A 13,255-nucleotide genomic window follows, 5' to 3' on the forward strand; every position below is an offset into this window, starting at 1 on the left:
CACTGCACGTCCGAGGCGTCCACTATTCAGAAGTTACGGTCCGGGATATAGGAGCGCGTCGGTGAACCGCGCAAGATCGAGGACCGATGTTGTCATGGAGCCTGCAGCCCAGGCATGGCGGCGGCCGTGTGGAGATATCAAATTCCTTGCCTTTCATGATCGGATTCCGATATAGTCGGAATCCGATCATGAACAGTGAAGCTCCAATCCTGCCTCCCTTGTCGTCTGCAACGCTGCATATCCTTCTCGCGCTTGCCGGAGAAGACCTCCATGGATATGGGATCATTCAGGAGATCGCTCGCCAGTCACAGGGGAGTTATCGTCCCGGGCCAGGCACTCTGTACGACAACCTGAAGAAGTTGATGGATCAGAAGCTGGTGGTGGATGCGCCTCGCTCTTCTCGCTCCAAAGAGGAAGATCGGCGGCTTTACCGCATCACCTCGGCAGGTCGCGCCGCCCTTTCTTCTGAGGTCGAGCGTCTGCAGGACGTTGTTCGCACGGCGCAGGCGCGTCTTCGTGAAAGGAAGCCACGCAACATATGAGCCCTCTTCTTCGTACTCTCTATCGCGGCATGATCCGAATGTACCCTGCATCATTCCGCAGCGAGTTCGGCGAAGAGATGCTCTGGATCTTCGACGAGGAGTCTCGCGCAAGCCGCACGTTGCCGTTGTTCCTGGATGCGGCACGCTCGATCGCTCTGCGGCGCGTAAGGCCGGCCAGCGAGAAGACCGCCACGGCCGGTTATTACGTCGAGATCCATTCGGCGGTGCCTGCGCAACGGGTGGCGCAGGCAATTCTGGTGTTCCTCTACTTTGCCCTGGGGGTGGCCATCGTGATCAGTCCGTGGGTTCCTAAGTTAAGTACGATGAGTCACATAGCGCGGGAGAGATACCACTTAACCACCTTAAAAATCATCGCCTCGCTGCCTGCTGCGAGGTTGCCGAAGACTTAAATCCGATCTCAAAAACGCTGTGCTGGAGAAGACCGAATGAAAGTTCGCAGATTAGGCCTTGTGTGGATCACTGCAGTGATTTTGCTTGTAGCCGCGCCTCTCCGGGCCCAGGAGATCGTCGGCAAATGGCAAGGCACCTTAAGTACGGAGAGAAAACTTCGTGTCGTCCTTGAGATCGAGAAGGGGAACGGGGGATCTCTCCAAGGGCGCGGCTACAGCATCGATCAGTCTCCCACTCCCGTGCCTGTTACTACGCTTTCCTTGATAGGTTCGACGCTGAAGTTCACCATCGATGGGTTCCATGCCTCCTACGAGGGCACACTCAGTCCGGACGGCAAGACGATCGCTGGTAATTTTACGCAAGAGAAAACCAGCCCCCTGACCTTCGAACGCGCCACCCCGGAAACGGCATGGAAGATCGATCCTTCGCCACACAAGGCACAGTTCATTCCTGTAGAGAAGGACGTAAAACTCGAGGTGCTGGACTGGGGAGGCACGGGCAGACCGCTTGTCTTACTTACCGGTTTGGGCAACGATGCTCATGTCTTCGATCAGTTCGCGTTGAAGCTTACGAGCCAGTATCACGTTTACGGCATCACCAGGCGGGGCTTCGGGGTGTCGAGTGCGCCGTCGCCTGAGACGGCGAGCTATACCGCTGATCGTCTGGGGGAGGATGTTCTCGCCGTGATCGAAGCGCTTCATCTGGAGCGCCCGATTGTGGCTGGGCACTCCGTGGCGGGCGAGGAGTTGAGCTACATCGGCTCTTGTCATCCCGAAAAGGTCGCTGGACTTATCTATCTTGATGCGGGTTATCCCTATGCTCTCTACGATCAGGTGAACGGCAGCCTCCTGACCGATTCCAAGGAACTGCAGAAACAGCTTGGTCAGCTGCTGCCGGACAAGATGCCCGACGACCAGAAGAAGTTCCTGGAAGATCTTCATTCGAGCCTTGAGCGGGTGGAGAAGGAGGTTGCGCAAAAGCAGGAGGACATGAAAGACGTACCTCCACCACCACCGATGTCTGCTGCAGCAAAGGCGCAAATTCCCAAGGCAGCACCTGCGATTATTGGCGGGACAGAGCGCTTTACGACGATCAGCGCACCAGCCCTTGTCATCTTCGCCGATCCGCACGACCCTGGCGGAATGATGAAGGACAACCCCAAAGCTCGCGCCGCCTTTATCGCCGCTAACAATCGCGACACCGAACGGCAGGCAGTGGCCTTCGAAAGGCAGGTGCCGTCCGCTCATGTCGTCCGGATTCCCAATGCCAATCACTACATCTTTCGCTCCAACGAGGCAGATGTACTTCGGGAGATGAACGCCTTTATCGCGACCCTGCCATGAGCAGCCCGCTTCCTCCCCCAGGACTTTCAGCGCGAGAGTGGGACCAAAGACGTTACAATCGGTCGCAACGCCTGGGAGGACGATGGACGCGCGTTGCAGTAGGAGAGCCTGGAGGAGACGAGTTCTGGATGCGGCATTGGCGATAAGCCTGGTGGCCGTGCATCCGGTGGTGGTTCTGGCGCAGCCCGGCGAATCCTGCAGGAAACTGACGTCGCTGCGAATTCCCGACACCACGATTGAATCGGCGGCGGTCATTGAAGACGGCAACTTCAATCCGCCGGGGGCCACGAACAGCATTCGCCGGCTTCCTCCGTTCTGCCGGGTGACAGGTATAACCAGGCCCGCGATCGGGTTCGAGGTGTGGATGCCTCTGGGAAAGTGGACCGGACGCTTTGAGGTCGTGGGTAACGGAGGCATGGCCGGGACCATAAGCTATGGCTCAATGGCTGCCGCGCTGCGCCGTGGGAACGCTACGGCCAGTACCAATACGGGTCATATCACGCAGCCCACCGGTAGCGGCTTCGATGCAAGCTGGTCGTTGAACAGACCGGAGCTGGTGGAGGACTTCGGCCATCGCGCGCTTCATCTGACGACGGTGAATGGCAAACAGATCGCCCGCGAATTCTATAGAAAATCAGTGAATCACTCGTACTATGTGGGCTGTTCGAAGGGGGGCGGGCAGGGATTGATGGAGGCCCAGCGATATCCGGGCGACTTCGATGGAATCGTTGCCGGCGACCCCGCCTATAACTGGACTCGTCTTTATGCGGGGGCCCATTTGTACTACGCGATGAGCACCCTTAAGGATCCGGAGAGCTACATTCAACCCGCTAAGGTGAAGCTGTTAGCCGATGCCGTCAATCAGGCCTGCGACGCAAAGGATGGATTTACGGACGGCGTGCTGGACGATCCCCTGGCATGTCACTTCGATCCCGCGGTACTTGCATGCAAGCAAGGCCAGGACCCGGGAACATGCTTTACCCCCAAACAGGTCAAGGCGGTGAAAGACATCTGGGCAGGATCGCACGACGATCGAGGCAGGCAGATCTTTCCCGGCCTGGTTCCTGGCGGCGAGGGGGGATCGGGTGGGTGGCAGAGCTGGGTGACGGGTTCGGCGCCCTTCCATGCCACCCATTGGAAAGCCGCCGATAGCTTTTTTCGTTTCATGGTGATGGGCGATCCGAACTACGATCCCATGACCTTCGACTACGATCGCGATAAGGGTGCACTGGACCGGCTGGCACCGGCACTGGATGCAATCGACGCGAACCTTCGGCCTTTTGAGCGGCGAGGAGCAAAGCTGATTCTGTATCACGGCTGGAGCGACCCGGATATCTCTCCCCTCAATACGATCCATTATTACAAGGCGATGGAACAGGCGACAGGTCCCGGAACCAGTAACTTTGCCCGACTCTTTCTGGTGCCGGGGATGCAGCATTGCGGCGGTGGGCCAGGGACGGACAGCTTCGATGCGGTCTCGGCCATCGAACGCTGGGTGGAAAAGGGTGTGGCCCCCGTGCAGATCGTAGCTTCCCATTCCACGCATGGCGTAGTCGATCGCACGCGTCCGCTGTGCCCCTATCCGCAGATGGCCGTCTTCTCGGGCAAAGGAAATCCCAACGATGCCGCGAACTTTGTCTGCAGAGTGCAGCAGGTTACCGAGGGAAACTGAGCCTGTCCCAGCGAGACTCGAATCGGGAATGGGAGCGCTCCCGCCTGGTTCACCGTTGCGACGCCATTAAGAGAGCGCAATAAGACCGCTACTGTCTTAGCTCCACCTCTGTGGCGCCCTGTCCGCCTTGATTCTGTGGCGGCTCTGTGATGGTGGCAACGTGTGGATGGCTGCGCAGGTATTCGCGCAGAGTACGCCGCAGGATGCCCATGCCGGTGCCATGCACAATACGAATGCGGGGAAGGCCGGCGAGAAAGGCGCGATCTACGAATCGGGCAACCTCGTCCTGTGCCTCGTCGGCCGTGCGGCCGATCACATTGATCTCCGAACTGATGTAGTCGGGATCCTCGGTGGTAGAGACGGTGACTCCCCCACGCTTCCGGGCTGCTTCCAGTGGCGTGACTGCTCTTCCCTTCTCAATTTCGGAGATATCGTCGAGTGAGACACGCATCTTCATAGGCCCAACGGAGACCTCGAAGGTCTTTGAATCGATCACCCGCTCGATGCGGCCCTGCCGGCCAAGGGATTTCAATTTCACCATATCGCCGGGCTCGGCAGTCTTTACGACTGCGGGCGCCGGTGAAGTGCCGCGGGACGCACCTGCTGCGGTTGAGGCCACGTGGGTTGCAATCGTGGACTGGAATTCAGAAGAGAACTCACGTCTGGCACGGGCGAGCGCCAGTGCGGAGTCGCGCTGGATGCGTTTGGCTGCGGCTTTATCGCCGATGGCCTTGACGGAGTCACGAAGCTGAACCGCAAAACTGTCCAGCAGGGCGCTTAACTTGGTCTCCAACTCGCGGGTGCGGGCACGCTGCTCAGCGCGTCCTTCCAGGTCGAGCTGCATCTTTGCGCGTGCAATCTCCTGCTCACGCTGCTTCAAGGTCTCACGTTCAGCGGCGGTCGCTGTCAGTTGGTCGTGCAGTTGATCGAGGAAGGCGGCGATGTCGGCGGTCTGGGTGCTCAGCTGTGCACGTGCCGACGCGATGATTGCAGGATCGAGGCCGAGCCGCGCAGCAATGTTCAAACCGGCAGAGGCACCGGGTACTCCCAGTCGCAGCTGGTAGGTTGGAGTCAGGGTCTCCTGATCGAAGCCGACAGCGGCGTTGAGCACGCCCGGATTAGTGGCGGCGTAGACCTTCAGCGATGTGAGATGCGTCGTGATGCAGCACCACGCCCGCATCCGGAGAAAATACTGTGCGACCGCAACGGCGAGGGCGGCTCCTTCTTCGGGGTCGGTCGCAGAGCCAAGTTCGTCGAGAAGGACCAGTGAAGAGGATGTGGCCTCGCGGGAGATGCGATCTAAATTTACGACATGGGCCGAGAAGCTCGACAGATTTCGCTCAATGGACTGCGCGTCGCCGATATCCGCATAGATACCAGTAAAGATCGGCAGACGAGCCTCGAGAGCAGGAACGGGAACGCCAGCCTGCGCCATGAGTGTTACCAGGCCTATGGTCTTGAGCGAAACGGTCTTGCCGCCGGTGTTGGGTCCGCTGATGATCAGCTGTCTCGCATCGCTTGCCAGCGCGATGGTCAAAGGTATCGGTGACGAGGCAACAACGCCCTCCGCTCTTGCCTGGGCCACCATTCGCAGTTCAAGTAGAGGATGCCTTGCAGCGGTAAGCGAAAGCGCTGGCTCCGGGGAAGAGGAAAAGACAGGCCGCACACAGTTCAGCTCGGCGGCAAATCTCGCGCGAGCGGCGTGCGCTTCGGCCTCGGCGAGAATAGCGGCGCCTGAGTGGATCGCTGGCGCATTTGCCGACAGCGCTCGCGTCATGGCCACCAGGATGCGGTGAATCTCCGACTGTTCTTCGTCGAGCAGCCGCACCAGCTCGTTGTTCTGCTCGATGGTCTCGAGCGGCTCTACAAAGACGGTTTGCCCAGAGGAGGATGAGCCATGGACCACGCCTGGAACCTTGCGCTTGAACTCAGCTCGCACAGGAATTACAAACCGATCCCCGCGAATCGTGATGAGCTCATCGCGCGTGCTGCCGTCCTCGCTAAGGCGACGAAGCGACCGCCGCAGGCTCTCCTCAATGGCGCGGTGCTGCCGGTCGATGGCGCGGCGAATGCGGTGGAGCTCGGGCGAGGCGTCGTCGGAGAGCGAGCCGTCGGGTTCGATCTTGCCGTGCAACTGCCGCAGGAGCGGAACGAGATCCTGTTCGCGCAATAGAGCAGAGAGCTGTGTGATGCCCGGAGTGGCGGCCTGCATCTGTGTCTGCGACGCACTGGTGGAAGGAAAGATCAGGTTGATCCAGGCAACGATGCGCTCGACGACCGTGACCAGCGAGAGAATCTCGAGCGGATCCAGCGCCGAGCCCTCGATGCGAGCTTTATCGAGCAGATCGGTGGGTTCGAAGAGGCCATGAAAGTCGAAGCTGACGCCTGCGGAGAACAGGCCGCGCATCTCTTCGGTACGCTGCTGCTGGCTGTTGATCCAGGCGAGATCGCCTGAGGGCTCCAGTGCGAGCACCCAGGTGCGCCCCAGCGGAGAGAACGTCCGCGAGGCGATGTGCTCACGCAGGCGCGGCCACTCCAGCGCTATGGAGCTCGTCTCAGCCAGCGGAGAGGGAATCTTCGGGATGAAGTCGGGTGAGGACACAGCTACTATCGTAATCGCGCAGGGAACCGGCTGCCCGCCGGCTGCGTAGCAAACAGAAGTGGTTGGCCAGAAGGTGGCTCTGAGCCCCGGAGGTTGTGTCATGGTCTGTCAGGCTTGTGGAACAGCGGTCGAAAACGGAGGGCGATTCTGCCCGCACTGCGGAGCGCAGATCTTCTCACAGCCCGCTCCTCCTCCCATGGGATACGCGCCCTATCCCGCCTATCCACCTGTAGTCGCGGTTCCGCGGGTGCAAAGACATCTTCAGAGCGTTGGCATCCTATGGTGCGCTTTCGGGGCATTCCGTGTGCTATCGGCCCTTCTGGGCTTCTTTGTCTTTCGCGCCGTAACCTGGCGACACTTCGGTGGAGACTGGCCCTTTGGTTGGGGAGGCATGCACGGTCCTTCATGGATGGCGCTTCTGCCGGTCTTTGTAACAATGACGGTGGTTATGGCAGGGCTCGCTGTCTTTGCTGGATACAGTTTGCTGAATCGCAAACCCTGGGGCCGTATGCTTACGATTGTTTTGGCAGTGCTCGCCCTGTTCAAGTTTCCCGTTGGCACAGCGCTAGGCATTTACACGCTATGGGTGCTCGCTCCAATGAACTCCGCTGCGGAATATGATGCGATCGCCGATCGCAGCTGATCCTTTCTGCCGGGCCGCTGCACAAGTTTGCAGACGCGTAAACTGAAGACATGAACTTTCCCGTTACGCGTATGCGCCGTCTGCGCCGGACCGAAGCGATGCGCTCGCTGGTCCGCGAGACGCACCTGCACCCCGGCGCGCTCATTTATCCCCTCTTTATCTGTCCCGGCGAAGGTGTGCGCAAACCCATCAGCTCCATGCCCAACGTCTTCAACCTGTCGCTGGACGAGGCCCTGAAAGAGGCGGAAAAGTGCGCGGAGCTTGGAATCGGCGCTCTTCTGTTATTTGGTCTTCCGGCAGAAAAAGACGAGCAGGCTACCGGCGCCTGGGCCGACGATGGCATCGTGCAGAATGCACTCCGTGAGTTCAAGAAGAACCGCAAGCTCGATTCCCTCGTGATGATGGCGGATGTCTGCCTGTGCGAGTACACCTCCCATGGCCACTGCGGTGTGGTCGCACGCGATGGCGACCATTACGACATTGAGAACGATGCAAGCGTTACATTGCTGGCTAAAACGGCCGCGTCTCTCGCGAAGGCAGGCGCCGATATCGTTGCGCCCAGCGACATGATGGACGGCCGAGTAGCGGCGATGCGTGATGCACTCGATGAGGGTGGATTCGAGCAGACTCCCATCCTCAGCTACGCCTCAAAGTTCTCAAGCGCGTTCTATGGACCCTTTCGCGAGGCAGCAGACTCGGCCCCGCAGTTCGGCGACCGCAGAAGCTACCAGATGGATGGCGCGAACCTGCGCGAGGCCATGCGGGAGATCGAACTGGATATCGCTGAGGGTGCGGACATGTTGTTGATGAAGCCGGCGATGCCCTATCTCGACGTTATGCACGAGGCGCGCCAGCGATTCGATCTGCCCATCGGCGCGTACCAGGTCTCCGGCGAGTATTCGATGCTGCACGCCGCCTTCGAACGCGGTTGGCTCGAGCCAGAGCGCACCATGATGGAGTCGTTGACTTCAATTCGCCGAGCGGGCGCAGACTTTATCGTGACCTACTTCGCAAAGGATGCCGCGAAGATACTAGGCTAGTTCTTCAACTGCGCGTCGCAGCGCCAGCAGGCAACAATCCCGATAGGCTTTGCCACGGCTGTGATTCTAGAATGCTCGCATGGCGAAAATTGCGATTGTGGGTGCTGGTGCGATTGGTGGGGTGGTGGCTGCGTTGCTGCAGACCGCGGGACGGCATGAGCTGGTGCTGTGTGTGCGCCGGCCCATCCGACAGCTTGCGGTGTCTCAGCCGGAGGGCGAGTTGCGCATCGATGCGACGGTACTTACCCGCCCCGAAGAGGCTGGACCGGTGGATTGGGTGATGATCGCAACGAAGGCCTACGATGCGGAGGCTGCGGCGAGATGGTTGGATGGACTCTGCTCCGCCGGAGCCCCCGTCGCCATTCTGCAGAATGGAGTAGAGCATCGTGAGCGGTTTGCACCGTATATCGCCAAAGACCAGATCGTTCCGGTGATTGTGGATTGCCCGGCGGAGCGCATGCCGTCACAGGACGGTGTGGACCGGATCGCCCAGCGCGGGCCGATAAGCCTGAAGGTCCCCGATAGTACGCATGGTCGCGAGTTTGTAGCGCTCTTTGCCGGAACCGCGGCCGATGCGGCAGCGGTAAGCGATTGGACGACAGTAGCGTGGAAGAAGCTCTGTCACAACGCGGTGGGAGCTCTGCCTGCGTTGCTCCTGCAGCCTGCGGGCGTCCTACGCGGCGAGGCGATCGGCGAAGTTGCTCTCGACATGGTGCGTGAATGCATTGCCGTTGGCCGTGCGGAGGGAGCGGTCTTGTCCGACTCCTTCGCGGAGGAGGTACTTGCCGCCTCTCGAAGATCGGCACCTGATTCCATTAACTCGCTGCACGCAGACCGCCTTGCCGGCCGGCCAATGGAGACAGCAGCCCGTAACGGCGCGATCGTAAGAAAAGGCCGGGCGCATGGAATCCCCACTCCTGCTAACGCAATGGCCGTAGCCCTTCTCGACGCACTGACGGCAAAGTAATTAGTTCGTAGAAGGAGCGAGGCAGACCTCGGTCCCAACGAGTCGCTGCTTCAGCAGGCGAGGCATTAATAATGCAAAAAAAGACTCCTCCTGCGGCTTCAGGCAGGCCTGTGCATTCGGTGCGCCGGTAGTGGGGCGCGTCATTCCCTTTTCATCGACCTCAATATGCAGCGAAACCATAGGGCAGGTCTGGGCCTCGATCACGTACGCCGCGGCCACGGCATCGAAAAGAGTTGGGTCCTTGCCGTGGGTGCCTTGGTGCCATTCCGCGATGAGTACCTGAAGGGCATCCGTCATGGGCGTGCTAACCGTGGCAAGCAAAGAACGCTTCGGCTCGTCGAACTTCAGCTGTGTCGAATCGAGCGGCAGCATTAAGATGGGAACATCTGAGCGAAAGAGCTTCTGCGCGGCTCCAGGGTCTCGGGCAATGTTGTACTCGGCCTCGGGAGGAGCACCCGGCGCGCCATAGCCACGATAGATCGATCCTCCCATCAGAACGACACGCTTCAGCTTGCGAAAGGTCTGCGGATCGCGATCGAATGCGGCGCCGATATTGGTAAGCGGGCCAAGGGCGAGCAAAGTAATCTCGCCCGGTTGAGCCTTGATCTGATCAAGCAGGAAGGTAACAGCATCGCCGTGTGCGCGTTGCCTGCCTGCTTTAGCCCATGGAGCCTGGGAAAAAGCAGTTGTCGATTTCGTGGGAATGCCCGCTTGGACGGCAATCTCGCCGCGCCCGGTCTCGCAGGCCAAGCGATCGAGCATGCGCGCACGCAGTGCGGTATCGCCCCAGGCAGAGGAGAGCCCGAGAATCTTGATCTCCGGGCTCGCGAGCGCAAGATCGATCGCAAAGGCATCGTCAACGTCGTCGCCCACATCGGTGTCTATGATGACCTTTGCGGGTCTTACCTGAGCCACAGCGGCGTGAGCCGCGAAGAGGAACGCAAGTGCGAGTGCCATGGAGCGGGGTTGTTTCATCATCGACAACACTATAGACCGTGACTGAGCGCGCCCGGCCATTGAATCTTTGCTGCCATCATGGATCGCGCCGGGTAGGAGATGTGTCGAATCCTGCGGCGCACCGTCGTTCTATCCACTAGAGTGAAAGCAGAATGAGCCTAAAGGTCGAATACACACGCGGCTTACCGGAGTTATTGAAGTTCCGCAAAGATCCCACGGCCTACGTAGGCGACCTGGGCCGCCGCAGCGTCGATGTGTGGAACTTTCGGGCTGGCTGGCGAAACCTCTTTCTCGTAAACAATCCTGAGCTGATTCAGAACGTGCTGGTGACGCACGACTGGAACTTCATCAAGGGCAGGGGCCTGCGGAACTCGAAGCCCATGCTTGGGGAAGGATTATTGACGAGTGAGGGAGAGCTGCATCGGCGGCAGCGGCGTCTCGCGCAACCCGGATTTCACGGCGCAAGGTTAGCGCATTACTGCGATCAGATCGTGAGCTGCACCTCCGATCTCATCGAGGAGTGGAAGCACGGACCTGACTTCGTGACGAGCGAGGAGATGATGCGGCTGACGCTGCGCATCGTGGGCCTTACGCTCTTCAGCGCAGACGTGACGAAGGAATCGGCCTCTGTCGGCGCGAGCCTTACCGAGGCACTGAGGGTCTTTATCCGGTTGAATCATCCACTGGTCCAGATGGTCGGCCCGCTGCGCCGGATGAACGAGCGCAGGGCGGTAGAGGCGCGCCGCGGCATTGAAGTCGTGCTGCTGGAGATCATTGAAAAGCATCGCCTTCAGCCGAAGGCATTCGACGACATGCTCTCACTGCTGATGAGCTCGCATGACGAGATGGGCACCAGCTATATGTCGAACGGGTTGCTGCTGGACGAGTGCCTGACGATCTTTCTCGCCGGGCATGAGACCACGGCGAACGCGTTGAGCTGGACCTGGTATCTGCTTTCCCTGAATCCTGACGCGCAGGTGAAGCTGCATGAAGAACTCGCCGCCGTGCTCGGTGGGCGGCTTCCATCGATCGACGATATGCAGCGGCTGCCCTTTACCACGGCGGTGGTGCGCGAGTCGCTGCGGCTGTTTCCTCCTGCGTGGGTAATCTCACGCGAGGCGGTAACGCCGTACCGTCTGGAAGAGATCGAGGTTCCGGCTACTGCAAACCTGATTTTGAGTCCGTTTGCCACACACAGGGATCCGCGGTTCTGGACCGAACCGGAGAGTTTTCGTCCCGAGCGCTGGATGGACGGAAGCCCCGACAATGGCGCAGCCTCTCGTCCGAGGTTTGCCTACTTTCCCTTCGGAGCGGGAACGCGCGTCTGCATCGGAGAGAACTTCGCCATGATGGAGGCGGTGATGGTGGTGGCATCGATCGCACAACACTTCCGGCTGTCCCTCTTACCGGGACAGAAGGTAGAGCTTTGGCCGCAGATCACCCTGCGATCGCGACACCCGCTATCCTTCAAATTGGAAAGGCGCCACATCTAGCCGGAGCGTTCGTTAGCCTATGCCTGCGCATGGCCAAAGAGAGAGGTAGCGCCAGCGCTTCAAATATGCGTTTTGGCTGCAGATTGAGCCCATCTCACACGGCCTGAACCGCTTGACATCTTCTGTAATCTAAAATGTTTGGGTATACGAGAAGGAGATGGCATTGGCAGACACGATCTTTGATGTGGTTGTTCTTGGCGGCGGACCGGCCGGTTACACCTGCGGAATCCGCGCGGCGCAGTATGGGCTCAAGGTAGCTTTGGTAGACGCAAATGACAGATTAGGCGGGACTTGCCTGTTGTGGGGCTGTATTCCGACCAAGGCCATGCTGTTCTCGGCCGAGCTGTGGGACCACCTGAAGCACGCCGACCGCTACGGGATCGACGGCGTGTCCACGCCCAAGCTGAACTGGAAGAATGTATTGGCCCGCAAGGACGACGTGATCTCCCGTCACGTCAAAGGCCTGGACTTCCTGATGAAGAAGAACAAGATCACCACCTTCAAGGGTTTCGGCAAACTGACCGGTCCCGCGAAGGACGGCGTTCACACCGTCGAGGTGAAACTCGCTGACGGCAAGGCCGAGACCATCAAGGCCAAGAAGGTCGTCCTGGCCACTGGTTCTGACGCCCGCGTTCTGCCTGGCTACAAGCCCGACGACATCATCCTCACCAACTACGAGATCCTCAAGATCGCTGACGCTCCGAAGTCGCTGGTTGTTATCGGTTCGGGCGCGGTAGGCGTGGAGTTCGCCTCTATCTTCAACAGCTTCGGCGCTGAGGTCACCGTTCTTGAGGTTCTGCCGCGAGTTGTTCCGGTCGAGGATGAGGAGATCTCCAAGGAGCTCTTGCGGCAGTTCAAGAAGCGGGGCATTGACATCAACCTGTCGATCAAGGACACCAAGATCGAGAAGAACAAGCAGGGCGCGCTGGTCACCTGGACCGACTCCAACGGCAAGGCACAATTCAAACAGGCCGAGAAGGTTCTGATGGCGGTAGGACGCGCTCCGCGTACCGAGGGCATCGGACTCGAGAAGACCTCCATCAAGCCCGACCGCGGCTTCGTGATGACCAACGAGTGGATGGAGACGACCGAGCCCGGCGTCTACGCCATCGGCGACATCGTTGGCGGCATGCCTCAGCTCGCGCACGTCGGCTCGATGGCAGGCCTCGTCGTTGCGGCGCGGATTGCAGGGAAATACGCCAAGCCCATCAACCGCACGCGCATCCCGGGCTGCACCTACACCGAGCCGCAGGTCGCCAGTGTGGGCCTCACCGAAGCGCAGGCCAAGGAGAAGGGCTACAACGTCAAGGTCGGCAAGTTCCCCTTCGTAGGCAACTCGAAGGCCACCATCCTCGACGCGCACGACGGCTTCGTGAAGGTCGTCTCCGACGCCAAGTACGGCGAGATCCTTGGAGTCCACATCATCGGACCCTACGCCACGGAGATCATCGCCGAGGCCGTCACCGCGATCCAGCTCGAAGCCACGGTGGAGGAGATGATGTTCACCATCCACGCCCATCCAACGGTGGCGGAAGCGCTGCTCGACGCGTTCTCAAGCGTCGAAGGCAAGGCCGTTAACGTGTAG

11 protein-coding genes are annotated in these 13,255 nt (G+C 59.8%); 9 read left to right on the forward strand and 2 right to left on the reverse strand.

Translation table 11 applies throughout. From position 1 onward, the window contains the following. Window positions 1-188 precede the first annotated feature (188 nt). The 4 genes from BDD14_RS15655 (at window position 189) to BDD14_RS15670 (ending at window position 3,968) form a co-directional block, all read left to right on the forward strand. On the forward strand, window positions 189-542 hold the full coding sequence (locus tag BDD14_RS15655) for a PadR family transcriptional regulator (protein WP_130419620.1): 354 nt from the start codon (window positions 189-191) through the stop codon (window positions 540-542). Continuing rightward, window positions 539-952, forward strand: coding sequence for a hypothetical protein (locus BDD14_RS15660; protein ID WP_130419621.1), 414 nt, complete (start codon window positions 539-541; stop codon window positions 950-952). The genes BDD14_RS15655 and BDD14_RS15660 overlap by 4 nt, the downstream gene beginning before the upstream one ends. A gap of 36 nt (window positions 953-988) precedes the next feature. After that, window positions 989-2,296 (forward strand): alpha/beta fold hydrolase, encoded by a 1,308-nt coding sequence (locus BDD14_RS15665; RefSeq protein ID WP_130419622.1) that lies wholly within the window; start codon window positions 989-991, stop codon window positions 2,294-2,296. A gap of 136 nt (window positions 2,297-2,432) precedes the next feature. Further along, window positions 2,433-3,968 carry a tannase/feruloyl esterase family alpha/beta hydrolase gene (locus tag BDD14_RS15670; RefSeq protein WP_165420103.1) on the forward strand — a complete coding sequence of 512 codons (1,536 nt, stop codon included), beginning with the start codon at window positions 2,433-2,435 and terminating at the stop codon, window positions 3,966-3,968. A gap of 88 nt (window positions 3,969-4,056) precedes the next feature. Here the strand turns inward: BDD14_RS15670 and BDD14_RS15675 are convergent, their stop codons facing one another. Next, a complete protein-coding gene (locus BDD14_RS15675) occupies window positions 4,057-6,570 on the reverse strand; it encodes an endonuclease MutS2 (RefSeq protein ID WP_242617973.1) in 2,514 nt (837 codons plus the stop codon). Between the two features lie 100 nt (window positions 6,571-6,670). Between BDD14_RS15675 and BDD14_RS15680 the strand changes: the two genes are divergently transcribed. From BDD14_RS15680 to BDD14_RS15690, 3 genes are all read left to right on the forward strand, one after another. Continuing rightward, window positions 6,671-7,213 (forward strand): hypothetical protein, encoded by a 543-nt coding sequence (locus BDD14_RS15680; protein WP_130419625.1) that lies wholly within the window; start codon window positions 6,671-6,673, stop codon window positions 7,211-7,213. Between the two features lie 50 nt (window positions 7,214-7,263). Continuing rightward, window positions 7,264-8,253: a porphobilinogen synthase gene (gene hemB, locus BDD14_RS15685; RefSeq protein WP_130419626.1), complete on the forward strand. Its 990-nt coding sequence runs from the start codon at window positions 7,264-7,266 to the stop codon at window positions 8,251-8,253. A 79-nt stretch (window positions 8,254-8,332) separates the two neighbouring features. Then, window positions 8,333-9,220, forward strand: coding sequence for a 2-dehydropantoate 2-reductase (locus BDD14_RS15690; RefSeq protein ID WP_130419627.1), 888 nt, complete (start codon window positions 8,333-8,335; stop codon window positions 9,218-9,220). Here the strand turns inward: BDD14_RS15690 and BDD14_RS15695 are convergent, their stop codons facing one another. Then, complete coding sequence (locus tag BDD14_RS15695) at window positions 9,221-10,177, reverse strand: nucleoside hydrolase (RefSeq protein WP_165420104.1); 957 nt, start codon at window positions 10,175-10,177, stop codon at window positions 9,221-9,223. 152 nt (window positions 10,178-10,329) lie between these two features. On the opposite strand from BDD14_RS15695, the gene BDD14_RS15700 reads away from it, so the two are divergent. Next, entirely contained in the window at window positions 10,330-11,670 is a 1,341-nt protein-coding gene (locus BDD14_RS15700; protein WP_130419629.1) for a cytochrome P450, read from the forward strand. A 163-nt stretch (window positions 11,671-11,833) separates the two neighbouring features. Beyond that, window positions 11,834-13,255 (forward strand): dihydrolipoyl dehydrogenase, encoded by a 1,422-nt coding sequence (lpdA, locus tag BDD14_RS15705; protein ID WP_130419630.1) that lies wholly within the window; start codon window positions 11,834-11,836, stop codon window positions 13,253-13,255.

Source organism: Edaphobacter modestus, assembly GCF_004217555.1.
Lineage (GTDB): Bacteria > Acidobacteriota > Terriglobia > Terriglobales > Acidobacteriaceae > Edaphobacter > Edaphobacter modestus.

What these genes read in the sequence shown, in the direction of transcription:
- hemB (WP_130419626.1), top strand. Translation starts at nt 7,264, where the DNA reads ATGAACTTTCCCGTTACGCGTATGCGCCGTCTGCGCCGGACCGAAGCG.
- BDD14_RS15700 (WP_130419629.1), top strand. Translation starts at nt 10,330, where the DNA reads ATGAGCCTAAAGGTCGAATACACACGCGGCTTACCGGAGTTATTGAAG.
- BDD14_RS15655 (WP_130419620.1), top strand. Translation starts at nt 189, where the DNA reads ATGAACAGTGAAGCTCCAATCCTGCCTCCCTTGTCGTCTGCAACGCTG.
- BDD14_RS15695 (WP_165420104.1), bottom strand. Translation starts at nt 10,177, where the DNA reads ATGGCACTCGCACTTGCGTTCCTCTTCGCGGCTCACGCCGCTGTGGCT.
- BDD14_RS15680 (WP_130419625.1), top strand. Translation starts at nt 6,671, where the DNA reads ATGGTCTGTCAGGCTTGTGGAACAGCGGTCGAAAACGGAGGGCGATTC.
- BDD14_RS15660 (WP_130419621.1), top strand. Translation starts at nt 539, where the DNA reads ATGAGCCCTCTTCTTCGTACTCTCTATCGCGGCATGATCCGAATGTAC.
- BDD14_RS15665 (WP_130419622.1), top strand. Translation starts at nt 989, where the DNA reads ATGAAAGTTCGCAGATTAGGCCTTGTGTGGATCACTGCAGTGATTTTG.
- BDD14_RS15690 (WP_130419627.1), top strand. Translation starts at nt 8,333, where the DNA reads ATGGCGAAAATTGCGATTGTGGGTGCTGGTGCGATTGGTGGGGTGGTG.